This is a genomic window from Roseomonas sp. KE0001 (assembly GCF_016107285.1).
Taxonomy (GTDB): domain Bacteria; phylum Pseudomonadota; class Alphaproteobacteria; order Acetobacterales; family Acetobacteraceae; genus Pseudoroseomonas.
Genome location: NZ_RCVQ01000002.1, coordinates 412,623 through 434,534, shown reverse-complemented (window position 1 = coordinate 434,534; position 21,912 = coordinate 412,623). Strand labels below are relative to the sequence as shown.

The window sequence follows — 21,912 nt, the reverse complement described above, 5'->3', positions numbered from 1 at the left end:
CCGAGGTGGCGACGGCGCCGCGGGAATCAACCATCGACGCCGGCCGCCAGATGCTCGCGCAGCCGCTGCGCCTGCGGGCTCGGCGCGCCGTCCTGCCGCCAGCACAGCCTGAGCTCGCGCACCGCCCAGTCCTCGGCCAGCCGGACCATGGCGAGGCTGCGCGCGTGCCGCAGCGCCGCGCTCCGCGGCAGGATGGCGATGCCGGCGCCGGCTGCGACCATGCGGCAGACCGGATCGCTGCCGCCCAGGCTGACGCGCAGCCTGAGGTGCCCGCCGAGCCGCGCCGCCGCCTGCCAGGCCAGGTGCGCCTGCAGCGCGCTCTCGGCGCCGAGGCCGATGAAGTCCTCGCCCAGCAGCTCGGCCAGCCGCAGGCCGCGCCGCCGCGCCAGCGCGTGGCCGCGCGGCAGGATCACCACCAGCCGGTCGCCCCGGAAGGGCGCGGAGTCCAGCCCCTCGACCCCCGGCAGCGCCCAGTCGGCGGCGATGCCGAGATCCGCCTCGCCGGCCATCAGCGCCGCCAGGATGGCCGGGCTCGGCCGCTCGCGCAGATCGATGTCGATGCGGGGATGGGCCGCCAGGAAGCCGGGCAGGACGCGCGGCAGGATCTCGCCGCAGGCCGCGCCATTGGCCCAGAGCCGCACCAGCCCCCGCGCGCCCCCGGCATGCTCGGCCAGCTCGCCGCGCAGCCGTGCCATCTGGTCCAGCACCTGCCGCGCATGCTGCAGCAGGGTCAGGCCGGCGGCGGTCGGGCGGGTGCCGCGCCGGCCCCGCTCCAGCAGGCGCAGGCCGGCCTGTTCCTCCATGCCCCGGATGCGGGCGCTGGCGGCCGCCAGGGCGAGGTGGCTGCGGGCCGCCCCGGCGGTGATGCTGCCCGCCTCGGCCACGGCGCGGAACAGGCGCAGATCGGTCAGGTCGAAATGCATAGGCCGGGCCCTGCCTTCGTCATGGGCGAAGACTGCCTTGCCCAGCCTCGCATTGTGCGCGCCCCGGCTGGCGGCGCAAGCTGCCCCGCATGAACACCGAGATCCTGCTCTGGACGGCCATCGGCCTCTGCTTCTTCCTGGCCGGCATGGTGAAGGGCGTCATCGGCCTCGGCCTGCCGACGGTCGCCATCGGCCTGCTCGGCCTGTTCCTGCCGCCGGCCCAGGCGGCCTCGCTCCTCCTCCTGCCTTCGCTCCTGACGAATCTCTGGCAGGCCGCCTCCGGCGGCGCGCTGGGCGCCCTGCTGCGTCGGCTGGCACCGCTGCTGGCCGGCATCCTGGCCGGCACCGCCCTCGGCGTCGCCCTCGGCATCGGGCTGGGCCAGGCCGACGCGGCCCAGGCCCGGCTGGTCCTGGGGCTGGCGCTGATCCTCTACGGCCTGTTCGGCCTGGCCGAGCGGAGCCTCGCCCTGCCGCTGCGCCACCAGGGCTGGGGTGGCGGGCTGGCCGGGCTCGTCACCGGCGTCATCACCGCCGCCACGGGTGTCTTCGTGATGCCGGCGGTACCCTATCTGCAGGCGCTGCGCCTGGAGCGCGCCGAGTTGCTGCAGGCGATGGGCCTCTGCTTCACCGCCGCCACCCTGGCCCTGGCGGGCAGCCTGGCCGGCGGCGCGGGGCTCGGCGGCGACGCGCTGATCGGCTCGGCCCTGGCGGTGCCGCCCACCCTGCTCGGCATGGTCGCGGGGCGGCGGCTGGCCCTCTCGCCCCGGCTGTTCCGCCGGCTGTTCTTCCTCGGCCTGCTGGCACTGGGCCTGCATCTCGCCTGGCCAGGCTGAGGCGCCTTCCCATCTGGAGGGCATGACCGAACCGGCACCGCTGATCCTGAGCCTGGAACCCGACGCCACCAGCCTCGCCCGGCTGGAGGCCCTGCGGCGGAGGCATTTCCCGCCCGCGCGCAACCGGACCCCGGCGCATCTCACCCTGTTCCACGCGCTCCCCGGCGAGGCGCTCGAAGCGATCACCGCCCGGCTCGCGGCCGTGGCCGCGGCGACGCCGGTCCTGCCCCTGGCCTTCACCGGCCCGCGCAGCCTGGGGCGTGGCACCGCCATCGCCGTGGAGAGCGCGCCGCTGCACCGCCTTCGCGCCGGGCTGGCGGAAGCCTGGCGGCCCTGGCTCGGCGCGCAGGACCGCCAGGGCTTCCGCCTGCATGCGACGGTGCAGAACAAGGTCACGCCCGAGGCGGCCCGCGCCCTTCTCGAGACGCTGCGGCAGAGCCTGCCGCCATGGGAAGGAACGGCGCAGGCGCTGCTGCTCTGGCACTATCGCGGCGGGCCGTGGGAGGCGGGCGGGCGGTTCCCCTTCACGGCACCGCCGCCGGCACCCGGCGCGGGCTGAGGGCCGGCATGCGCCTGCAACCCGGATGGCCGCGCCCGCGCTAGCTGCGGGAAGCTCCGCGAGATCCCCCATGACCGAACCCACCCTCCGCCCCCAGGCCGACCAGGACCGGGCGGACGCGAAGTCCGATGCCGAGATCGAGAGCAGCGGCGGGCCGCTGACGCCCGACGAGGAGGAGGAGGTCGAGGAGCATGCCAAGCTCCGCCCGCTGGCCATCTACGAGGTGGTGCGGCAGGAGGGCGTCGAGGAGCTGGGCCGCCCCTGGCAGGGGCTCTGGTGGTCGGGCCTCGCCGCCGGCCTCTCCATCGGCATCTCCATCACCACCGAGGGCACGCTGCACGCGCTGCTCCCCGAGGCGCCCTGGCGGCCGCTGGTCGAGAGCCTGGGCTACACGGTCGGCTTCCTGATCGTCATCCTGGCGCGGCAGCAGCTGTTCACCGAGATCACCCTGACGGCGGTGCTGCCGGTGCTGGCGCATCCGACGCGCAAGTCCCTGGGCGCCCTGGCGCGCAACTGGTCCGTGGTGCTGGTGGCCAATCTGGCCGGCACCGCCATCTTCGCCGGGGTGCTGGCCACCGAGGGCTTCCTGCCCGGCTTCGTGTCCAAGGGAGCGCAGGCGATCTCCGAGCACATGATCGAGGTGACGCCGTGGCAGGCCTTCCTGCGCGCCGTCCTCTCCGGCTGGATGATGGCCCTGCTGGTCTGGATGCTGCCGCTGGCCGAGGCGGCGCGCTTCTGGGCGATCGTGCTGATCACCTACCTGATCGCCCTGTTCGAGCTGTCCCATGTGGTGGCCGGCTCGGTGGAGATCTTCCTGCTGGTCTTCGAGGGCCGGATCGGCCTGCTGCACGGCGCGGCCACCTACCTGCTGCCCTTCCTCGCCGGCAATGTCATCGGCGGCTCGGCCCTCTTCGCCCTGCTCGCCCATGTCCAGGTCTGGCAGGAGATGCCGGACAGGGAGGCCAGGGCGCACCCGGCCTCCCGGCGGCGGCCTACTTCGTACTCGGATAAGCCCGCGGATGGGTGATCTGGTCCGGCGGCCCCGGTGGCCGCACCGGGCCGGGCCGGCCGCAGGCGGCGAGCAGCGGCAGCAGCAGCGCCAGCGCCAGCAGCGCCGGGAGAGCCCGCCTCATGCCAGCCGCTCCCGCCATTCGGCCGCCATGCGCCGGACATTGACCGGCGCCGTGCCGCCATAGGAGGTGCGCGAGGCGACCGAGGCCTCGACGCTCAGCACATGGAAGACGCCGCCATGGATGCGCGGCTCCTCGGCCTGCAGCTCCTCCAGCGACAGGCCGGAGAGGTCCACGTCCCGCGCCTCCGCTCGTGCCACCAGGCGGCCGGTGACGTGGTGCGCGTCGCGGAACGGCAGGCGCAGCTCGCGCACCAGCCAGTCGGCGAGATCGGTCGCGGTGGAGAAGCCGGCGCCGGCGGCCTCGCGCAGCCGGGGGCCGTCCGCCTTCATGTCGCGCACCATGCCGGCGGTCGCGGCGAGCGCCAGCGCCATGGTCTCGGCCGCGTCGAACAGGCCCTCCTTGTCCTCCTGCATGTCCTTGCCATAGGTCATCGGCAGGCCCTTCATCACCGTCAGCAGCCCGATCAGCGCGCCGGAGACGCGGCCGACCTTGGCGCGCACCAGCTCGGCGGCGTCCGGGTTGCGCTTCTGCGGCATGATCGAGGAGCCGGTGGTGTAGGCGTCGGACAGCTTGACGAAGCCGAAATAGGGGTTCGTCCAGAGCACGATCTCCTCCGCGAAGCGGGAGAGGTGCGTCGCGCAGATCGCCAGGACGGCGAGGAATTCCAGCGCGAAGTCGCGGCTCGCCACGGCGTCCAGGCTGTTGCGCATCGGCCCGTCGAAGCCCAGCGCGGCGGCGGTCATGTGGCGGTCGATGGCGAAGCCGGTGCCGCAGAGCGCGGCCGAGCCCAGCGGGCTCTCGTTCATCCGCGCGCGGCAGTCGCCGAGGCGGGAGCGGTCGCGCCCCAGCATCTCGACATAGGCCAGCAGGTGGTGGCCGAGGGTGGTGGGCTGCGCCGGCTGCAGGTGGGTGAAGCCCGGCATCACCGTCGCCGCATGCTCGTCGGCGCGCTCCGTGAGGGCGCGCATCAGGTCGGCGAGCTGGCCGTCGATGCCGTCGATCGCGTCGCGCACCCAGAGGCGGACATCGAGCGCCACCTGGTCGTTGCGGCTGCGCGCGGTGTGCAGGCGCTTGCCGGCCTCGCCGATGCGCTCGGTCAGCCGCGCCTCGATGTTCATGTGGATGTCCTCCAGCGCCTCGCTGAAGGGGAAGTCGCCCGCCTCGATCTCGGCGGCGATGCCGGAGAGGCCTTCCCTGATCGCGGCCTCGTCATCGGCCGAGATGATCCCTACATGGCGCAGCATGGCGGCATGGGCCAGGCTCCCGCGGATGTCCTGCCGCCACATCTTGCGGTCGAAGCCGATGGAGGCATTGATCGCCTCCATGATGGCCGAGGGGCCGGCGCTGTAGCGCCCCCCCCACTGCTGATTGCCCTGGCTGCGGCCTGAACTGGACCCGCTGGAGCTGGACCCATTGGAACTGGACAAGGAAGGATCTGCCTCGTGTTGCTCGGACGCCGCCCTCTGCTCTCGCTGCTCGCGGCCGGGGCGACCCTAACCACGCTGCTTCGGGCACGGCAAGGGATTGCGGCGGCGCCGGGCCCGAAGCCCTCCGCCGGCGAGGCCCCCGAAGGCCTCGCCAAGCTGGAGGCCATCCCGCCCCGCCCCGCCCCCGCGCTCGACTTCGCCGACGCGCAGGAACAGCCCACCAGCCTCGATGCTTTCCGGGGCAAGGCGGTGCTGGTGAATTTCTGGGCCACCTGGTGCCCGCCCTGCGTCGCCGAGATGCCGGCGCTGGACCGCGCCCAGCAGGCGCTCGGCCCCGAGGGCTGGGTGGTGCTGGCGCTGTCCTCCGACCGGGGCGGCCGCGCCCAGGTCGAGGCCTTCTACCAGCGCACCGGCGTGCGCAGCCTCGGCGTCTGGCTCGATCCCAAGGGCGCGGCGGCGCGCGCCGCCGGCTCGCGCGGCCTGCCGACCAGCCTGATCGTCGACCGCGCGGGGCGGGAGGTGGCGCGGCTGGAGGGCGCCGCCGCCTGGGACCATCCGGCCTTCCTGGCGCGGCTGCGCGCCCTGGCGAAGGGCCAGGACACGACCTGACCGGGCGCGCCCCTGGGTCGCCCCGGCGGCCCCCCCCGATCATCGCTTCTTCCGGCGGAGGCCAGGGTCTAGCCTCGCCGGTGGCGCAACAGCCGAGAGGAGATCCGGATGCCCCGACCGAGCATCGTCATCGAAAGCGACAGTCGCGAGGCGGTGGCGCTGGCCCTGCTGCAGCTCGTGCTGCGGGCGGAGGACGCGCCGCGCGATGCCGCCGGCATCCTGGCCGCGTATCGCGACTGCCTCGACGCCGTGCGCGGCCCGGCGCAGCCGCTCGCGGCGGAGCCGCTGGCCCTCGAGGAGGAGGAGCCGGCCAGCATCGGCGAGGAGGATGCCGCGCCGCGGATCGCCCCGCCGCCCCCGCGCCGCCGCAAGCCGCGCAAGGGCTGAGCGCCCCTCTCGACGGCCGCCGCGCCCGGCGCGACACTCGTCCGACGGATCCGGATGGATGAGGGAGCTGGCATGACGGAACTTTGGCGCCTTGAGGCCCATCAGATCGCGGCGCGCGTGGCGGCGCGGGAGATCTCGGCGCGAGAGGTGGCGCAGGACGCCCTGGCGCGTCTCGCCGCCGTCAATCCGGCCATCAACGCCGTGGTGCAGGAAATGCCGGAGGAGGCCCTGGCGGCCGCCGACGCGGTGGATGCGGCATTGGCCCGCGGCGAGGCGGCGGGGCCGCTCGCCGGCGTGCCGGTCACCATCAAGGTGAATGTCGACCAGAAGGGCCACGCGACGACCAATGGTCTGCGCATCCAGCGGGAGCTGGTCGCCACCGAGGACAATCCGGTGGTGGCCAACCTCCGGCGCGCCGGCGCCGTCATCATCGGGCGGACCAACACGCCGGCCTTCTCGCTGCGCTGGTTCACCCGCAACGCGCTGCATGGCCATACGCGCAACCCGCGCAATCCGGCACTGACGCCGGGCGGCTCTTCCGGCGGCGCCGGGGCCGCGGTCGCGGCCGGCATCGGCGCCATCGGCCATGGCACGGATATCGGCGGCTCGATCCGCTACCCGGCCTATGCCTGCGGGGTGCACGGGCTGCGGCCGACGCTGGGCCGGATCCCGGCCTGGAACCCCTCCGGCGCCGAGCGCGCCATCGGCGCCCAGCTGATGGCGGTCTCCGGCCCGCTGGCCCGCTCCATCGCCGATATCCGCCTCGCCCTCGCCGCCATGGCGGCCGAGGATCTGCGCGACCCCTGGTGGGTGCCGGCGCCGCTGGACGGGCCGCCCATGCCGAAGCGCGCCGCGCTCTGCATCCGCCCGGAAGGCCTGGCGACGAAGCCCGAGGTGGAGCAGGCGCTGCGCGACGCGGCGCTGCGGCTGCAATCGGCGGGCTGGAGCATCGTCGAGACCGCCTGCCCGCCGCTGCGCGAACCGGCGCGGCTGCAGGCCATGCTCTGGCTGGCCGAATCCCGCCGCAACGGCAACACCGCCTATGAGCGCGAGGGCGATCCGGACGCCCGCTTCGTGCTGGCGCAGATGGAGCGCCTGGCCACGGCGCCCGACCTCGACGCCTTCCAGGACGCGCTGCAGGCCCGCGCCGGCTTCACCCGGCAGTGGCAGCTCTTCCTGCGGGACTATCCGGTGCTGCTGCTGCCGGTCTGCGCCGAGCCGCCCTTCCCCGACCTGCTGGACATCGAATCCCCCGCCGCCTTCGACCGGGTGATGGAGGCGCAGCTCGTGCAGGTCGGGCTGCCGCTGATGGGGCTGCCCGGCCTCACCGTCGCCACCAGCGGCGGGCGCGCGCCGATGGGCGTGCAGCTGATCGCCGGGCGCTACCGCGAGGACCTGCTGCTGGCGGCCGGCGCGGCGATCGAGGCAGCCGGCCCCGGCGTCGAGCCCTGCGACCCCGCCACGGCCTGACGGAACGGCGCCGCCGGCCCAGGAACGGATGGCCGAACCGTCGGCGGCGCCTCAGCCGATCCGCAACCAGCCCATCATGCCGGTCTCCAGGTGCTCCAGCACGTGGCAGTGGAACATCCAGTTGCCTGGCGCCGCCACGAAGGCGATCTCGGCGCGCTCGCGCGGCTGCAGCAGCACGGTGTCGGCCAGGAATCTCGGCAGGCCCTCCTGGCGCGAGAGCGACAGCACCTCGAAGGTGTGGCCGTGCAGGTGGATCGGGTGGGGGTGCGGCGTGGTGTTGTGCAGCTCGAAGATGTAGCTGCGGCCGGCCTTCAGCTCGGCCAGCGGCGGCGGCAGGTGGCGGTGGTCGCCCTGCGCGCCGCCGGGCCAGGTGGACTTGTTGATCGCCCAGAAGGTCTGGCGCCCGGTGCAAAGGCTGTCCAGCAGCACCTGCGCGAAGGGGTCCTCCGGCGGCAGGCCGGCGATATCCCCCGGCGCTGTTCCCGGCAGGCCGAGCGAGGCGCTGAAGGCGAAGGGCAGCCGCTCGGCGCGCGCGAGGTCGGCGCGCGGAACGCGGCCCGGGCGCAGCCCGCGCGGCGCGAAGGGGCGCGGCGGCCGGGTGGAGGGCGCGGCGGTGAGGCGCGCGATCGGCCAGGGCGTGCGGGAGAAGTCGTCATGGAGCGTGACGGTCCCGCCCGCCGCCGGGGCGCGCAGCAGCAGATCGAGCCGCATGGCCGCGCCGACCCTCCAGCCCTCGAGCGGGGCGGGCGGCAACAGGGCATTGCCGTCGGTGGCGATCACCACGGCCTCCGCCCCCTCCACGCGCGGCGTCAGGGTGCGGGTGGCATCGAGGTTGAGCAGGCGGAGCCGCACATCGCCATGCGCCGGCACTGTGGCCGAGAAGTCCGGCCGGCCGTTGACGGCGCGCCGCGTCCCGAAGGTGCCCGCCCGGCCGGCACCCTGTGGCGTCACGAAGGGCAGCCAGGCGCCATCCCCGGCCAGCCGCCAGTCCTTCACCGCCAGGACGATATCGGCATCGGCGAGCTCCGCCTCGTCGCCCTCCACCACCAGCACGGCGGCGAGGCCGCGCCCGACCTGCCCGGGCTCGTTGCAGTGCGGATGCAGGAAGAAGGTGCCGGTGTCGGGCGGCGTGAGGTCGTAGGTGAAGCTCTGTCCCGGCTCGACCGGCGGCTGGGTGACGTATTGCACCCCATCCATGGCGTTGGGTCCGCGCACGCCATGCCAGTGGATGGTGGTGTGCTCGGGCAGGCGGTTCTCCAGCACGGCCCGGATGCTGTCTCCCTGCCGGATCCGCAGCACCGGCAGCAGGCCGTCCGTATAGCTCCAGATGCGCGAGGCCGGGCCTTCGGGACCCAGGAGGCGGGCCTCCCGCTCGGCGGCGACGAAATGCCATTCATGCCGCTGCCCCGCCTGCTGGCCCGCCTGGGCAGGCGCCGCCCTCGCCAGGCCGAGCCCCGCCAGCCCGGCGAGCAGACCACGGCGCCGAAGGGAGGAGAACCCGGTCATGCGCAGCGCGCGCGGCCGGGGATGGAGGAGGAGATCATGCCAGGACTCCGGCGGCGGGTAAGGTCTGAGGTCGACCCTAGCCCCGCTTCCGGCGAAAGTCCTGCTGGTTGCGAGCCGTTCGCAGGAACGGCCGGCCGGGGGGACAACCCCCCGCTGTCAGTCGAGGCTGCGGCCCTGCGACTGCGCGGCCAGGGCACGGGCCATCTGGCTCAGGGCCTCCTGGTGCTTCTCGTTGTCGATCAGCGCGAAGTTGCGGGCCAGTTCGAGGCACATGCGCTGCCGCACGCCGAGGGGCTGCGCCGAGCCGTCCTCCGCCAGGCCCTCGAAGAACCAGGAGACCGGCACCGCCAGGACGGCGGCGATCTCGAAGAGACGGCCGGCGGAGATCCGGTTCAGGCCACGCTCGTACTTGTGCGCCTGCTGGTAGGTGACGCCGATCATGCTGGCAAGCTGCTGCTGCGACAGGCCCAGCATCAGCCGGCGCTCGCGGATCCGCGCGCCCACATGCTTGTCGGCCTGCTTGGCGCGCTGGGTCGAGGGATCCTCCGATTCCTCGCCCACTGCGCGTGGCCCTGCCACGATGTCATCCACGTCGGTTGCGGCCATGCTGCTCATCCAGGAAGCGATGTTCTCAACCTCAAATAGGATAAGCCTGCGCAAACTTTGTCGCAGATCGTTCGGTCTCTTCTAACAATCGCGTGATAATTCAACTCGATTCAGAGGGATCTCTCAGGATTTTCCCGAATTGCTCTCGGCTTTCGCCAGACGCTGCCGCAGAAGTTGTACTTCCTCTCGCAGAGCCGCAACCTCATCCGCCTCCGCCGGCGCGCCGGGCGTGGAGTCGCGGCGCGGGAAGGGGCTGAACAGCGTCATGGCGCGCTCCATCATCGCCATGTTCTGCTTGCTGACCTCCTCGAGCCCGGCGAGCGGATTGACCATGGGCTTGAAGTTGCCCATGGCCTGCTCGACGGAAACCCGCATCTGCTCCTGCTGGCGCGCGAAGGTGCCCATGGCGGCCTCCAGATAGCGCGGCACCAGGGATTGCAGGCTGTCGCCGTAGAAGCCGATGAGCTGACGCAGGAAGGAGGTCGGCAGCAGGCTGCGGCCCTTGGCCTCTTCCTCGACGATGATCTGCGTGAGCACACCGCGGGTGATGTCGTCGCCGGATTTCGCGTCGTAGACGACGAAGTCGCGGCCGTCGCGGACCATGTGCGCGAGATCCTCCAGCGTCACGTAGGAGGAGGCCTCGGTGTTGTAGAGCCGGCGGTTGGCGTACTTCTTGATGACAACCGTCGGCCTCGTCGCGTCCTCGGCCACGTGCTGCTTCGCCTGCTCGGCCATGCTCTCTTCCTCCCGGTCCCGCTGGAGCGATGCGAGGACGCTAGCATGACACATCCCGCAGTGCGACAAGCGTCTGGTGGCGCAACGATCCCGCCCGCCCTTTCGCGCGCGCCATCCGGCGCTATGTTCCGGCGCGCGCCAGGCGGATTCCCGGTGAGGCCGGCAAGGCGGGGCGCCGCAACGAAGGATCGGTATGTCGCGCAGCGCGGGGACCGGGGCGGACGACCCGGAAGGCACGCTCGAGAGGCTGGCAGAGGATTGGATCACGCTGTGGCAGAGCGAGATCACGGCGCTGGCCGCGGATCGCGAACTGGCGGAGGCCTGGGCGGCGCAGGTCTCGCTGGCCGCCGCGCTCGGCGCCGCCTGGATGCGCGGCGCCGCGGCGCCGCGCGGGCCGGCGCCGTCCTGGCCCGGCTTTCCCGCCCCGCCGGGCTTCGGCGCGCCCGGCTTCCCGCCGAACCCCGCCCCGGGCGCTCCTCCCGGCTTCGCCGGCCTCTTTCCATCGGGCCTCTTTCCATCCGGCCTGTTCCCGCCCGGCCTGTTCCCCTGGACCGCCGCCGACAGGCCGGCCGGCACGCCGCCGCAAGGGCCGGCGCCCGATGAACCCGCCGCCGCCGAACCGCCGCGGCCCCCGCCCCCTGCCGATGCATCTGAGCCTGGCGCTGATGCGGGGCTGGGGCGCGGCGATGGCGCTGACCCCGGAGGGGCGGCCCTCCTCGGCCGGCTGGCCGAGCTGGAACGGCGCCTGGCCGATCTCGAGGGCAGGGCAGCGGGAGGCGCAGCGGATCACCGCCGCCCTCGCCGCCGCCGGCCACCCACCTGAGCGGTTCCGCGCCGCCGTGCTGCGCCGCCTGGCGCGGCAGGACCGCGCCCTCGTCGCCGGCATCGCCGCCTATCGCCGCCATCCCTACCGGCGCGACATGGCGGAGCCGCCCGTGCTCTGGCGGGAGGGCGGCAGCCGCCTGCTCGACTATGGCGGCGCGGGGCCGCCCCTGCTGGTGGTGCCCTCCCTGGTCAACCGCGCCTATGTGCTGGACCTGACGCCGGAGCACTCGATGCTCCGCCACCTGGCGGCCTCGGGCAGCCGGGTGCTGCTGCTCGACTGGGGGTGGCCGGAGGCGGCGGAACGCGGCTTCACCCTGACCGACTACATCGCCGGCCGGCTGGAGCGGGCCCTGGCCGCCCCCGCCCTCGCGCCGCTCGGGCCGCCGGTCCTGCTCGGCTACTGCATGGGCGGCCTGCTCACCCTGGCGCTCGCGCTGCGCCGCCCGGAGCGGCTGCGCGGCTTGGCGCTGCTGGCCACGCCGTGGGACTTCCATGCCGGTGAGGAGGGCGCCGCCGGCCGCGCCGCGGCCCTGGCCGCCCTGCTGCCGGGGCTGGAGCCGGCGCTGGACCTGCACGGCGCGCTGCCGGTCGATGCCATCCAGACGCTCTTCGCCGGCCTCGATCCCTGGAGCATCGCCGGCAAGTTCCGCGCCTTCGCCGCCATGGATCAGGCCGGCGCCCGCGCCCGGCTCTTCGTCGCGCTGGAGGACTGGCTGAACGACGGCGTGCCGCTGGCGGCCCCCGTGGCGCGCGAGGCGCTGGCCGGATGGTACGGCCGCAACGAGCCGGCGCGGCTGGCCTGGCGCGTGGCGGGGGCGGCGGTCGATCCGGCGGCGCTCACCCTGCCGAGCTTCGTCGCCGTGCCGGAGGCCGACCGTATCGTGCCCCCCGCCTCGGCCATGGCGCTGGCCGCCCGGCTGCCCGGCGCCCGGGTGGAGCGCGTCGCCGCCGGGCATATCGGCATGGCGGCGGGCGGGCGGGCGGAGCGTGTGCTCTGGCGGCCGCTGGGCGAATGGCTGGCGGGCCTCTGAGCACCCCGGCCATGGACAGGCCGCCCCGCGCGGCCCACCTTGTGGCCCAGCCGCCCCCGCCACAGATTGTGTCGGGACCGCACCGTTGCCGCCCTTCCCGGCCGCGACGCAGAACAGCAAAGGGAGTCGACCAGCCCCATGACCGATATCGTCATCGCATCCGCCGCGCGCACGCCCGTGGGCTCTTTCAACGGTGCCTTCGCCAGCCTGCCCGCGCATCTCCTGGGCAAGGTCGCGATCGAGGCGGCGCTGTCCCGCGCCGGTGTCGAGGCCGGCGAGGTGGACGAGGTGATCCTCGGCCAGATCCTGACCGCCGGCGCCGGGCAGAACCCCGCCCGTCAGGCCGCCATCGCCGCCGGCATCCCGGCCGGGGCCACCGCCTTCGGCATCAACCAGCTCTGCGGCTCGGGCCTGCGCGCCGTGGCGCTGGCGGCGCAGCAGATCGCCTCGGGCGATGCCTCCATCGTCGTCGCCGGCGGGCAGGAGAGCATGACCCAGGCGCCGCACTGCGCGAACCTCCGCGCCGGCGTGAAGATGGGCGACTTCGCCATGGTCGACACGATGATCCGGGACGGGTTGTGGGACGCCTTCAACGGCTACCACATGGGCAACACGGCCGAGAACGTGGCGCAGAAGTACCAGATCAGCCGCGACGAGCAGGACGAGTTCGCCTTCAACTCCCAGCGCAAGGCCGGCGAGGCGATGAAGTCCGGCGCCTTCCGCGACGAGATCGCGCCGGTCACGGTGAAGGGCCGCAAGGGCGACACGGTCGTGGAGAACGACGAGTACCCGAAGCCCGAGACCAGCCGCGAGATCCTGGCCAAGCTGCGCCCGGCCTTCGCCAAGGACGGCTCGGTCACCGCCGGCAATGCCTCGGGCATCAATGACGGCGCCGCGGCGCTGGTGGTGATGTCGGCCGCCGAGGCGGCGAAGCGCGGCCTGACGCCGCTGGCCCGCATCGTCTCCTGGGCCACCGCCGGCGTCGATCCGGCGATCATGGGCACCGGCCCGATCCCGGCCAGCCGCAAGGCGCTGCAGAAGGCGGGCTGGAACCACCAGGATCTCGACCTGATCGAGGCCAACGAGGCCTTCGCCGCCCAGGCCTGCGCGGTGAACAAGGACCTCGGCTGGGACACGTCGAAGGTGAACGTGCATGGCGGCGCCATCGCGCTCGGCCATCCGGTCGGCGCCTCGGGCGCGCGGGTGCTGACCACCCTGCTCTACGGCATGAAGTCGCGCGGCGCGAAGAAGGGGCTGGCGACGCTGTGCATCGGTGGCGGCATGGGCGTCGCCATGTGCATCGAGGCCGCCTGAGCCCCGGGGGAAGGGCCGTCTCCGGGCGGTCCGTCCCGCCGCTTCGACCGCCGGTCATGCCGCGCCGCGGCCCGGCATGACCCTTCCTCCGCCCCGGCCTCAGCCGGCCGTCGCCGCCGCCGGCACCAGCACGCGCCGCCCCGGCGCCTTCACCGCGCCCGCCGGCATGGCGCCGTAGATCTCCTTGCGCGCCTCGACGATGACCACGCCGGCGAAGCGGGGCGCCAGGGCGCGGCCGACCCCCTCCCAGGCGCCGGCGCTGCGCAGCAGCAGGCGCCACTGGAAGGGCGGCATGTAGAGCGCGGTGTCGCGGCGGGCGACGGCGAAGAGGTTGCGCTGCAGCAGCCGGGTGATCTGGCCCATCGAATAGGGCCGCCCCTGGCCGAAGGGGGTGGTCTCCAGATGCGCCCACATGCCGCGCCGGTTCGGCGCCACGATCAGCAGGCGGCCGTCCTCCTTCAGAACCCGCCAGATCTCGCGCAGCATGCGCCGCGCGTTTTCCGAACCCTCCAGCCCATGCACCAGCAGCACGTTGTCGAAGCTGAAGTCGGGAAAGGGCAGCAGGTGTTCCTCGACCAGCGCGGTCAGGCACCCCCCTCGGCGGGGCCAGGGCGCCACATCCGTCTCCGGCAGGTTGCAGCAGAGGGTCCGCGCCGCCTGCTCGCGCCAGAGGCGCAGGAAGGGCGCGGCATGGCCGAGGCCCAGCACCTCCCGCCCCGTCATCTCCGGCCAGAGGCGTGCCAGCCGCCCGCGCAGCAGCCGCGCCGCAACCTGTCCGGTGGCGGAGGCGTAGAAGTCGCGATGCCCGAAGCCCTCGGCGAGGCCTTCCGGCGCGATCTCGGCATGGACCCCAAGGTTCATGCGATGGATATAGAGGCTGTTTCGAGGCATGACACGCCCCGCCCGCCGATCCTGCGCCGCGGGCGGCGCGCTTTGGGAGAGAATGCGATGGCCGTCACCGTCCAGGCCGTGCCCTGCCTGTCCGACAACTACGCCTGGCTGCTGCGCGACGCCGCGACCGGCACCATCGCCCTCTGCGACCCCGGCGAGGCCGCGCCCGCCATCGAGGCGATCGAGGAGGAGGGCGGGCGGCTGGACCTGATCCTGCTCACCCATCACCACGCGGACCATGTCGACGGGGTGGAGGCGCTGCGCGCCCGCTATGGCGCGCGGGTGATCGGCGCCGCCGCCGACGCCCATCGCCTGCCCCGGCTCGACGAGGCGGTGCGGCCGGGCGACACGGTCCGGGTGGGCGAGACCGAGGGTCAGGTGATCGACAGCCCCGGCCATACCCTCGGTCATATCGCCTTTTACTTCGCCGATGGCGACGTGCTGCTCTGCGGCGACACCCTGTTCTCCCTCGGCTGCGGCCGGCTGCTGGAGGGCACGGCGCAGGACATGTTCCGCGCGCTCGGCCTGCTCAAGGCCCTGCCGCCGCAGACGCTGGTCTGCTGCGGCCATGAATACACCCAGAGCAACGCCCGCTTCGCCCTGACGGTGGAGCCGGAGAACGCGGCGCTGCAGCGCCGCGCGGGCGAGGTCGACGCCGCCCGCGCCGCCGGGCAGCCCACCCTGCCTGTCACGCTGGGGCAGGAGCTGGAGACCAACCCCTTCCTGCGGGCGGAGAGCGCGGAGGCCCTGGCGCGAATCCGCGCGGCGAAGGACAATTTCCGCTGAAGCAACGCCGGGAGGCCGCCTTGAAGCTGTTCCATTCCCCCTCCAGCCCCTTCGTCCGCAAGGTCATGGCCTGCGCCATCCTGCGCGGTCTCGAGGGCCGGCTGGAGCTGGTGCCGACCAATGCCCATGCCAGCCCGGAGACCCTGCTGGCCGCCAATCCGCTGTCCAAGGTGCCGAGCCTGCTGACCGATGACGGCCAGGCGATCTACGACAGCCCGGTGATCTGCGAGTATCTGGACGGGCTGGGCGAGGCGGCGCCGCTCTTCCCGGCCGCCGGCCCCGCCCGCCTCGCCGCGCTGGTGCGGCAGGCCCTGGCGGATGGCATGATGGATGCCGCCGTGGCCCGGCGCATGAGCGACGGCCTGCCGCAGGACGAGGGCCGCCAGGCCTTCGGCGCGCGGCAGAAGGCGGCGGTGGCGCGCAGCCTGGCCGAGCTGGAGCGCGATCCGCCGAAGGGACTGGCCGATATCGGCGCTGTCGCCACCGCCTGCGCCCTCGGCTATCTCGACTTCCGCTTCGCCCAGGAGCCCTGGCGCGACGCGCATCCGCGCCTCGCCGCATGGCATGCCGAGGTCGCGGCGGCGCCGGCCATCGCCCGCACCGCCCCGCCCCGCCCCAGGGTTGATGGCGGCCGGGTTGATGGCGACTGGGCTGATGGCGGCCGGCTGATGTCGCCGCGCGGGGCCGCGGGATGAGCGACGCCGCGGCCTGGGATGCCCGCTACGGCACCGGCTCCTGGCTGTTCGGCCAGGAACCGAACCGCTACCTGGAAAGCCTGTCGCCCCGGCTGCGGCCCGGCATGACGGCCCTCTGCCTCGGCGACGGCGAGGGGCGCAACGGCGTCTGGCTGGCCGGGCGGGGGCTGTCCGTGACGGCGGTGGACTGGTCCGCCACCGGCCTGGCGCGGGCGGCCGATCTGGCGCGCCGGCGTGGCGTGCCGCTGGCCACGGCGGTCGCGGACCTGGCGCGGTGGAACTGGCCCGTGGCGCGCTACGACCTGATCGCCTGGATCTTCGTGCATCTGCCGCCCGCCGACCGGGCGGCCGTCGCGGCCGGGGCCTGCCAGGCCCTGGCCCCGGGCGGGCTGCTGGTGCTGGAAGGCTTCGCCGCGGCGCAGCAGGGCCGGCGCGGCGGCGGCCCGCGTGATCCCGCCCTGCTCTGGAGCCGCGCCACGGCCGAGGCCGCCTTCGCCGGGCTGGAACTGCTGGAATGCCTGGAGGGCGGGGTGCTGCTGGATGAGGGCCCCCGCCACCAGGGCGTGGCCGAGGTGGTGCGCGGGATCTGGCGCAGGCCCGCCGGAGAGCGGGTGGCGGCGGGGTAGGACGGGGCTCAGCCCGGCGGCGGACAGGACAGGGGCGCCAGCAGCAGCCCATCGAGCCGGGCCAGGGGCTGCGGGCGGCCGAGCAGGAAGCCCTGCACCTCGTCGCAGTCGTGGCGGCGCAGGAAATCCAGCTGCTCCGCCGTCTCCACCCCTTCCGCCGTGACCTCCATGCCGAGGCTGGCGCTCATGGTCAGCATCGCCTCGACGATGGCATGGGAGGCCTTCCGCTGTCCGAGCGCCCCGATGAAGGAGCGGTCGACCTTGATGCGGTCGAAGGGGAAGCGGTGCAGGTAGCCGAGACTGGCATAGCCGGTGCCGAAATCGTCCAGCGCCAGCCTGACGCCCAGCCGCTTCAGGCTCTCGATGGCGGCCAGCGCCTGCTGCGCGTCCTCGATCAGCAGGCCCTCGGTGACCTCGAGCTCGAGCCGGCCGGGCGGCAGGCCGGTGCTGGCCAGCACCTGCTTCACCATGGCGGGCAGGCCGGGATCGCGCAGTTGCACCGGCGAGAGGTTCACCGCCACGCGCAGATGCGCCGGCCAGCGCGCCGCGTCGCCGCAGGCCTGCTGCAGCACCCAGCGCCCGAGCGGCAGGATCAGGCCGCATTCCTCCGCCAGCGGAATGAACTTCGCGGGCGGCACCGGGCCGCGGCGGGGATGCGACCAGCGCAACAGCGCCTCGAAGCCGCGCAGCGCGCCGCCGCAGGCGAGGATGGGCTGGTACTCCAGGCTGAGCGTCTGCTGCCGCACCGCCTCGCGCAGTTCCGCTTCCAGCGCGCGGCGCTCGCGCTGGTCGTCCTCCATGTCGGGCAGGAAGAAGCGCAGGGCGCCGCGGCCGCCGGTCTTGGCGGCGTAGAGCGCGGCATCGGCGCCGCGCAGCAGCGCGTCCGGCGAGGTGCCGTCGCGCGGGAAGAGGGCGATGCCGATGCTGGTGCCGATCTGCGCCGTGCAGCCCTCCAGCAGATAGGGCGCCGCGACCGAGGCGAGGATGCGGCGGCCCAGCGCTTCCATCGCCTCGGCGCCGGCGGCGGCGTCGCAGAGCAGCAGGAACTCGTCCCCGCCCATCCGCGCCACCAGATCGTGCGGGCCGGCCAGGGCGAGCAGGCGGCCGGCGACCTGGCGCAGCACCTGGTCCCCGGCATGGTGGCCATAGGTGTCGTTCACCGGCTTGAAGCGATCGAGGTCGAGGGCGAGGACGGCCAGCGGCCGCTCCTGCCGCAGCCACTGCCGCAGCTGCTCCTGCAGCCGCACCCGGTTGGCCAGGCCGGTCAGCGCGTCGTGATGCGCCATGTGCCGGATCTGCTGCTGCGACAGCAGCCTCTGCAGCCGCTGCCGCACCATCAGCCCGCCACCGACGAGCAGGATCAGCGTCAGCCCCGCCACCGCGTTCAGCAGGCTCCGCCGATAGGCCTCGTGCCCGGCCAGCGCGTCGCGCAGGTCGATGCCGACGGCGACCATCACGGGATAGGGGCGCACCCGCCGCGCAGCGATGATCATCTCCATGCCGGTGGCGACACTGGGCCCCCGGAAGACCGACGCCTCCCGCCCCACCATGCTGCGGAACGCCTCGCTGCCGCTCAGATCGTTGCCGAGCGTGCCGGAGAGAAACGGCGCGCGGGCGCGCAGGATGCCGTCCTCGCCCGTCAGCGTCACGGTGCCGCGGCCGATGTCGAGCGTGTCGTAGACCTGGGTCAGCCAGCCGGGATCGAGCGAGATCACCGCGACGCCGCCGAAGCCGCCGTCCGGGTCGGTCAGCCGGCGGGTGAACTGCACCGACCAGCGCTTGGATTCGCGCCCCATCACCGGGACGCTGATGAAGAGGTCGTCGCGCGGGCTCTCGGCGTGCACGCGGAAATGGGCGCGGTCCGAGAGGTCCAGGCCCGGGCCGCGCACCGGGCCGAGATTGGTCATCAGCAGCCGCCCGTCGGGGCCGATGATGGCGGTCTGCAGCGTCATGTCCTGCTGGATGCCGTTCTCGCGCCGCAGGAAATCGAGGCTGAAGCCGATACGGTCCTGCCGGTAGGCCTCGCGCAGGAAGAGCAGGCGCTGGTCGATGGCCTCGATGGTGCGGGCGAGGATCTGCTGCGAGGCGCCGGCGAGGTTGCTGACATGACGCTCCGCCGCCGTGAGGCTCTCCCGGCGTTCCAGCCGGATGTGCAGCAGGGTGCCCAGCCAGAGCAGCGCCAGGGTCGCGGCGACGAGGCCGAGATCGACCAGCAGCCCCTGGTTCATCAGCAAGGGCAGCCGGCGCCGCAGCCAGCCGGCCGGCCCGTCCAGGTCCAGCCCCGGCGGCGCCGCCAGATCGTTGCGGAGGGCCTGCGGCAGGCCCGGACCGGAATGGAACATGGCGCCTGCCCTTCGCGTCCCTGGAAGGTTGCGGTTCGATGACGCGCTTATGCCCCGCCAATGATGAGCAAGGGCTTAGCGAGGCACCGCCTGCATCCACTCTCGGCGCCGGGCGTTGCGGTTCCGGACTCCCGACGATGGAGGCGGGGCGATGGAGGCGGCATGACCTACGAGCTCTGGTACTGGGACGGCCTGCCGGGCCGTGGCGAATTCGTCCGCCTGGCGCTGGAGGCGGGGCGCATCCCCTACCGCGAATGCGCCCGCGGCAAGGATGCCGGGCGGCTGCAGCCCGACATGGCGGCGCGGCGCGAACAGCCGCCCTTCGCGCCCCCCTATCTGGTGGCGGAGGGCATGACCATCGCCCAGACCGCCAATATCCTGCTCTTCCTCGGCCAGCGGCACGGCCTGGCGCCCCGGACCCTGAAGGGCCGGCTCTGGGTGCACCAGTTGCAGCTCACCATCGCCGACATGGTGGCCGAGGCGCACGACACGCATCATCCGATCGACCCCGGCGACTACTACGAGGCGCAGAAGGGCCCGGCGGCGAAGCGGGCCCGGGCCTTCCGCGAGAGCCGCATGCCGAAGTTCCTCGGCTACTTCGAGCGGGTGCTGGAGGGCGGTGCCAGCGCTTGGCTGGCCGGACGGCGCTGGACCTATGCCGACCTTTCGCTGTTCCAACTCCTCGAGGGGCTGCGCTTCGCCTTTCCCCGCCGGATGGCGACGCTGGAGCCGGAGCTGCCCCGCCTGGTGGCGCTGCGCGACGCCGTGGCGACCCTGCCGGAACTCAAAGCCTATCTGGGCAGCAAGCGCCGGCTGGACTTCGGCGAGGGCATCTTCCGGCACTATCCGGAGCTGGATAAGCCGTGAGGCGAACACCTGCCAGCGGTCAGGCCGGACACCAGGATCCGGCGCAGGCCATCGTCAGAAGGTCAGTATCGCCATCAGCCGCGCCGTCCGGCCGGGTAGCAGAACCTCGTCCTTCTTGAACGAGGCGGCGTTGCGCATGTTGCTGTCGAGCAGGTTGCTGGCGACGACCGCGAGGGTGAGGCCCAGATCGCTGCCGAGCGGCGCGGTGTAGGCGATCCGGGCATTCAGAGAATCATAGCCCTTGGTCGAGGTCTCGTTGTCGGCGGTGCGGTTGTGGTCGAAGGCGTGCAGATAGTCGATGCCGGTGTTCCAGCCGCCGTTGCGCCAGAACATACCGCCGCCGAGGCGGTGCGGCGGAATGCGCGGCAGGTTGCCGCCGCCGGTGAACTCGGCGCGCACGAAGTCGTAGCGTCCGGACAGGCCGAAGCGGCCGCCGCCAAGGCGGAACAGGTCCTGCTCGGCCTTTACCTCGACGCCCCAGAAGCGCGCATCGCGCTGACCGTAGGCGGATTGCAGGAACTCGCCCTCGCCGCCGGGCGCGCAGGAGGCGAAGTCCTCGTCGCAGCTGTTGCCCGTCAGTGCCTGATAGATGAAGCCGTCGAAGCGCGAGAGGAAGGCGCTGGTGTCGAAGCGGAAGCTGCCGCTGTTGCGCGACAGGCCGATCTCGCCGGTCACGGCCGACTCCTTGCGCAGGTCGGGATTGCCGATGTCGAAGGTGCCCGAGGCATGGTGAGAGCCGCGCGAGAACAGCTCCGCGACGCTCGGTGCCCGCTCGACATACTGGCCGGTGACGCGCGCCTGCATCGCCCAGGGCAGGTCCTTCAGCAGGCCGAAGCTGACGCTGACCGGGGTGTAGTCGCGCTCGTAGGAGCTGTTGGCAAGCTCCTGGCCCTCCTCGGACGGCAGCAGGCCGCCGCCGAAATCCGCCGTGGCGCCGCCGATCCGCACCATCTCGATCCGGGTCGCCGCCTGCAGCCGCAGCGTCGGAGTGAGACTGAGCTCCTCGAAGAGATAGGCGGCATAGCGGTCGGTGTCGGCAGGCGGCAGGAAGTCCAGCGCCTCGCCAGTGGTGCGCAGCCGTTCCTGCTCGAAGGACAGGCCGAGCGTGCCGTTCAGCGCGCCAATGCTGGTCTCGATCGGCTGGTGCTGCAGCTCGAGGCGCCCATCCCAGGTGATGTTGCGGAAGCCGCCATGCTCGACCCGGGCACCTGCAAGCTCCTCGTGCTCATGCTCCTCGCCCTCCTCGTGATCATGGCCATGCTCATGTTCGAGGCCCATCTCCTCATGCCGGTAGCGGCTGAAGCCGAGCCAGTAGCTGACGCTGCGCAGCGGACCACTCGACGGGCGGTATTCGCCACGGCTTGCCCAGCGGAACTGCTCGACATCCAGAGAGATGCCCAACTCCGCCTCCTCGCCGCCCGGAATGCCGTAGAGACTGCGGAAACGAGAGATGGAAGTGCCGATGAAGCCCTGCTCGCCGACATAACTCAGACCGAGCGCCTGGCCGTCGGTGCGGACGAAGCTGTTGGCCTGCCGCCCGCCATCCGGCAGCTCGTAGTCGTGATCCTTGCGCCCGAAGAGATCACCATGCAGCACCCAGTTGCCGGCCCGCACATCGGCCGTAGCCAGACCGTCCCAGCCGCGGCTGCCGCTGTTCCACCCGCCAGCGAGGCGACCCTGGACGTTGCGCTCCGGCAGGCTGGTCGGAATACGGTTGTTGATCATGTTGACCACTCCGCCAATGGCCTGCGAGCCCCAGCGCAGCGAGGCCGGTCCGCGGATGACCTCGACGCGCTCGGCGGCGAGCGGATCGAGCGGTACGGTATGGTCGGCGCCGTAGGCCGACACATCGCCGGCGGTGAAGCCGTTCTCCTGCAGCCGGACGCGATTGTCGGTGAGGCCGCGGATGATCGGGCGGCTGGCACCGGGGGCGAAGCCGGTGGCGCTGATGCCCGGCTCGTCGGCCAGCGCCTCGGCCAGGCTGCGCGGCGCGGCGCTGGACAGCGCCGGCTGCTCCAACGTCGTGAGCGGCACGAAGCTACCGATCTGCCCGGTCTGTACCGGGCTTGCTGTAACGGAAACCGGCGGCAGCCGCACCTCCTCCTGGGCGCGCGGGATCGCCGGCAGCAGCGTGGGAAGAAGGGCCGTTGTGAGGAGGAGATGACGACGTGACATGGATCGACTCGGCTCTGCTACAGCTTATAGTGAGGACAATATGATACAGTATAACATTACTCTTGGAAGACGGTGTTTGCCCTAAGCGTGGCCATTCGGAACTTACCTGCCTCCTGACAGGCTGGGCGGCAGCCGCTACCCTGCGGCGCCCACCGCTTGCAGGATAACGGCC

General features: G+C 73.0%; 22 protein-coding genes. 13 read left to right on the top strand and 9 right to left on the bottom strand.

Annotated features, from left to right (window positions below; translation table 11 throughout):
- Nucleotides 1-26: 26 nt before the first annotated feature.
- A complete protein-coding gene (locus D9598_RS05615) occupies nt 27-923 on the bottom strand; it encodes a LysR substrate-binding domain-containing protein (protein ID WP_198365406.1) in 897 nt (298 codons plus the stop codon).
- A gap of 89 nt (nt 924-1,012) precedes the next feature.
- Here D9598_RS05615 and D9598_RS05610 point away from each other — a divergent pair, with 89 nt between their 5' ends.
- The 3 genes from D9598_RS05610 (at nt 1,013) to D9598_RS05600 (ending at nt 3,342) form a co-directional block, all read left to right on the top strand.
- On the top strand, nt 1,013-1,756 hold the full coding sequence (locus D9598_RS05610; protein WP_198365405.1) for a sulfite exporter TauE/SafE family protein: 744 nt from the start codon (nt 1,013-1,015) through the stop codon (nt 1,754-1,756).
- Nucleotides 1,757-1,778: 22 nt separating this feature from the next.
- On the top strand, nt 1,779-2,315 hold the full coding sequence (locus D9598_RS05605; protein ID WP_198365404.1) for a 2'-5' RNA ligase family protein: 537 nt from the start codon (nt 1,779-1,781) through the stop codon (nt 2,313-2,315).
- 70 nt (nt 2,316-2,385) lie between these two features.
- The gene (locus D9598_RS05600; protein ID WP_198365403.1) at nt 2,386-3,342 is read left to right on the top strand and encodes a formate/nitrite transporter family protein; all 957 of its coding nucleotides are present in this window, start codon (nt 2,386-2,388) and stop codon (nt 3,340-3,342) included.
- Here D9598_RS05600 and D9598_RS05595 read toward each other — a convergent pair.
- Both D9598_RS05595 and argH read right to left on the bottom strand, forming a co-directional pair.
- Nucleotides 3,308-3,448 carry a hypothetical protein gene (locus tag D9598_RS05595; RefSeq protein WP_198365402.1) on the bottom strand — a complete coding sequence of 47 codons (141 nt, stop codon included), beginning with the start codon at nt 3,446-3,448 and terminating at the stop codon, nt 3,308-3,310. The genes D9598_RS05600 and D9598_RS05595 overlap by 35 nt on opposite strands.
- Nucleotides 3,445-4,773 carry an argininosuccinate lyase gene (gene argH / locus D9598_RS05590; RefSeq protein WP_232476973.1) on the bottom strand — a complete coding sequence of 443 codons (1,329 nt, stop codon included), beginning with the start codon at nt 4,771-4,773 and terminating at the stop codon, nt 3,445-3,447. Before argH ends, D9598_RS05595 begins: the two co-directional genes overlap by 4 nt.
- A gap of 117 nt (nt 4,774-4,890) precedes the next feature.
- Here argH and D9598_RS05585 point away from each other — a divergent pair, with 117 nt between their 5' ends.
- The 3 genes from D9598_RS05585 (at nt 4,891) to D9598_RS05575 (ending at nt 7,341) form a co-directional block, all read left to right on the top strand.
- Nucleotides 4,891-5,484: a TlpA family protein disulfide reductase gene (locus D9598_RS05585; protein ID WP_198365400.1), complete on the top strand. Its 594-nt coding sequence runs from the start codon at nt 4,891-4,893 to the stop codon at nt 5,482-5,484.
- Between the two features lie 108 nt (nt 5,485-5,592).
- Complete coding sequence (locus D9598_RS05580; RefSeq protein WP_198365399.1) at nt 5,593-5,871, top strand: hypothetical protein; 279 nt, start codon at nt 5,593-5,595, stop codon at nt 5,869-5,871.
- A gap of 72 nt (nt 5,872-5,943) precedes the next feature.
- Nucleotides 5,944-7,341: an amidase family protein gene (locus D9598_RS05575; protein ID WP_198365398.1), complete on the top strand. Its 1,398-nt coding sequence runs from the start codon at nt 5,944-5,946 to the stop codon at nt 7,339-7,341.
- A 51-nt stretch (nt 7,342-7,392) separates the two neighbouring features.
- On the opposite strand, the gene D9598_RS05570 is transcribed toward D9598_RS05575, so the two are convergent.
- The 3 genes from D9598_RS05570 to phaR all read right to left on the bottom strand — a co-directional run bounded on the left by D9598_RS05570 (nt 7,393) and on the right by phaR (nt 10,188).
- Complete coding sequence (locus tag D9598_RS05570; protein WP_198365397.1) at nt 7,393-8,847, bottom strand: multicopper oxidase family protein; 1,455 nt, start codon at nt 8,845-8,847, stop codon at nt 7,393-7,395.
- 156 nt (nt 8,848-9,003) lie between these two features.
- Entirely contained in the window at nt 9,004-9,453 is a 450-nt protein-coding gene (locus D9598_RS05565) for a helix-turn-helix domain-containing protein (protein WP_255528639.1), read from the bottom strand.
- Nucleotides 9,454-9,576: 123 nt separating this feature from the next.
- On the bottom strand, nt 9,577-10,188 hold the full coding sequence (gene phaR / locus D9598_RS05560; protein WP_198365396.1) for a polyhydroxyalkanoate synthesis repressor PhaR: 612 nt from the start codon (nt 10,186-10,188) through the stop codon (nt 9,577-9,579).
- Between the two features lie 193 nt (nt 10,189-10,381).
- Here phaR and D9598_RS20955 point away from each other — a divergent pair, with 193 nt between their 5' ends.
- The 3 genes from D9598_RS20955 (at nt 10,382) to D9598_RS05550 (ending at nt 13,358) form a co-directional block, all read left to right on the top strand.
- Complete coding sequence (locus tag D9598_RS20955; protein WP_232476916.1) at nt 10,382-11,011, top strand: hypothetical protein; 630 nt, start codon at nt 10,382-10,384, stop codon at nt 11,009-11,011.
- Between the two features lie 16 nt (nt 11,012-11,027).
- Nucleotides 11,028-12,044, top strand: a complete 1,017-nt coding sequence (locus D9598_RS05555; protein ID WP_370591951.1) for an alpha/beta fold hydrolase — start codon at nt 11,028-11,030, stop codon at nt 12,042-12,044.
- Nucleotides 12,045-12,182: 138 nt separating this feature from the next.
- Nucleotides 12,183-13,358: an acetyl-CoA C-acetyltransferase gene (locus D9598_RS05550; protein ID WP_198365394.1), complete on the top strand. Its 1,176-nt coding sequence runs from the start codon at nt 12,183-12,185 to the stop codon at nt 13,356-13,358.
- A gap of 99 nt (nt 13,359-13,457) precedes the next feature.
- Here D9598_RS05550 and D9598_RS05545 read toward each other — a convergent pair whose 3' ends face one another.
- Complete coding sequence (locus D9598_RS05545; protein ID WP_232476915.1) at nt 13,458-14,249, bottom strand: methyltransferase domain-containing protein; 792 nt, start codon at nt 14,247-14,249, stop codon at nt 13,458-13,460.
- 57 nt (nt 14,250-14,306) lie between these two features.
- On the opposite strand from D9598_RS05545, the gene gloB reads away from it, so the two are divergent.
- Genes gloB through D9598_RS05530 form a run of 3 tightly spaced genes read left to right on the top strand, consistent with a single transcriptional unit; the run spans nt 14,307 to nt 16,356 of the window.
- Nucleotides 14,307-15,035, top strand: coding sequence for a hydroxyacylglutathione hydrolase (gene gloB / locus D9598_RS05540; protein WP_198365393.1), 729 nt, complete (start codon nt 14,307-14,309; stop codon nt 15,033-15,035).
- A gap of 20 nt (nt 15,036-15,055) precedes the next feature.
- On the top strand, nt 15,056-15,730 hold the full coding sequence (locus D9598_RS05535) for a glutathione S-transferase N-terminal domain-containing protein (protein ID WP_198365392.1): 675 nt from the start codon (nt 15,056-15,058) through the stop codon (nt 15,728-15,730).
- Nucleotides 15,727-16,356, top strand: a complete 630-nt coding sequence (locus D9598_RS05530; RefSeq protein ID WP_198365391.1) for a bifunctional 2-polyprenyl-6-hydroxyphenol methylase/3-demethylubiquinol 3-O-methyltransferase UbiG — start codon at nt 15,727-15,729, stop codon at nt 16,354-16,356. Before D9598_RS05535 ends, D9598_RS05530 begins: the two co-directional genes overlap by 4 nt.
- A gap of 8 nt (nt 16,357-16,364) precedes the next feature.
- Here the strand turns inward: D9598_RS05530 and D9598_RS05525 are convergent, their stop codons facing one another.
- Nucleotides 16,365-18,698, bottom strand: coding sequence for a bifunctional diguanylate cyclase/phosphodiesterase (locus D9598_RS05525; RefSeq protein ID WP_198365390.1), 2,334 nt, complete (start codon nt 18,696-18,698; stop codon nt 16,365-16,367).
- Between the two features lie 162 nt (nt 18,699-18,860).
- On the opposite strand from D9598_RS05525, the gene D9598_RS05520 reads away from it, so the two are divergent.
- Nucleotides 18,861-19,565, top strand: a complete 705-nt coding sequence (locus tag D9598_RS05520) for a glutathione S-transferase (protein ID WP_198365389.1) — start codon at nt 18,861-18,863, stop codon at nt 19,563-19,565.
- Between the two features lie 54 nt (nt 19,566-19,619).
- Here D9598_RS05520 and D9598_RS05515 read toward each other — a convergent pair whose 3' ends face one another.
- A complete protein-coding gene (locus D9598_RS05515; RefSeq protein ID WP_198365388.1) occupies nt 19,620-21,740 on the bottom strand; it encodes a TonB-dependent receptor in 2,121 nt (706 codons plus the stop codon).
- Nucleotides 21,741-21,912 lie beyond the last annotated feature (172 nt).

Excerpts from the sequence above, each read along its gene's own strand:
- D9598_RS05520 (WP_198365389.1), top strand. The coding sequence starts at position 18,861 with ATGACCTACGAGCTCTGGTACTGGGACGGCCTGCCGGGCCGTGGCGAA.
- D9598_RS05610 (WP_198365405.1), top strand. The coding sequence starts at position 1,013 with ATGAACACCGAGATCCTGCTCTGGACGGCCATCGGCCTCTGCTTCTTC.
- D9598_RS05545 (WP_232476915.1), bottom strand. The coding sequence starts at position 14,249 with ATGCCTCGAAACAGCCTCTATATCCATCGCATGAACCTTGGGGTCCAT.
- D9598_RS05575 (WP_198365398.1), top strand. The coding sequence starts at position 5,944 with ATGACGGAACTTTGGCGCCTTGAGGCCCATCAGATCGCGGCGCGCGTG.
- D9598_RS05525 (WP_198365390.1), bottom strand. The coding sequence starts at position 18,698 with ATGTTCCATTCCGGTCCGGGCCTGCCGCAGGCCCTCCGCAACGATCTG.
- D9598_RS05580 (WP_198365399.1), top strand. The coding sequence starts at position 5,593 with ATGCCCCGACCGAGCATCGTCATCGAAAGCGACAGTCGCGAGGCGGTG.
- D9598_RS05595 (WP_198365402.1), bottom strand. The coding sequence starts at position 3,448 with ATGAGGCGGGCTCTCCCGGCGCTGCTGGCGCTGGCGCTGCTGCTGCCG.
- D9598_RS05605 (WP_198365404.1), top strand. The coding sequence starts at position 1,779 with ATGACCGAACCGGCACCGCTGATCCTGAGCCTGGAACCCGACGCCACC.
- D9598_RS20955 (WP_232476916.1), top strand. The coding sequence starts at position 10,382 with ATGTCGCGCAGCGCGGGGACCGGGGCGGACGACCCGGAAGGCACGCTC.
- phaR (WP_198365396.1), bottom strand. The coding sequence starts at position 10,188 with ATGGCCGAGCAGGCGAAGCAGCACGTGGCCGAGGACGCGACGAGGCCG.
- gloB (WP_198365393.1), top strand. The coding sequence starts at position 14,307 with ATGGCCGTCACCGTCCAGGCCGTGCCCTGCCTGTCCGACAACTACGCC.
- D9598_RS05550 (WP_198365394.1), top strand. The coding sequence starts at position 12,183 with ATGACCGATATCGTCATCGCATCCGCCGCGCGCACGCCCGTGGGCTCT.
- D9598_RS05515 (WP_198365388.1), bottom strand. The coding sequence starts at position 21,740 with ATGTCACGTCGTCATCTCCTCCTCACAACGGCCCTTCTTCCCACGCTG.
- D9598_RS05600 (WP_198365403.1), top strand. The coding sequence starts at position 2,386 with ATGACCGAACCCACCCTCCGCCCCCAGGCCGACCAGGACCGGGCGGAC.
- D9598_RS05530 (WP_198365391.1), top strand. The coding sequence starts at position 15,727 with ATGAGCGACGCCGCGGCCTGGGATGCCCGCTACGGCACCGGCTCCTGG.
- D9598_RS05570 (WP_198365397.1), bottom strand. The coding sequence starts at position 8,847 with ATGACCGGGTTCTCCTCCCTTCGGCGCCGTGGTCTGCTCGCCGGGCTG.
- D9598_RS05565 (WP_255528639.1), bottom strand. The coding sequence starts at position 9,453 with ATGGCCGCAACCGACGTGGATGACATCGTGGCAGGGCCACGCGCAGTG.
- argH (WP_232476973.1), bottom strand. The coding sequence starts at position 4,773 with ATGGAGGCGATCAATGCCTCCATCGGCTTCGACCGCAAGATGTGGCGG.
- D9598_RS05615 (WP_198365406.1), bottom strand. The coding sequence starts at position 923 with ATGCATTTCGACCTGACCGATCTGCGCCTGTTCCGCGCCGTGGCCGAG.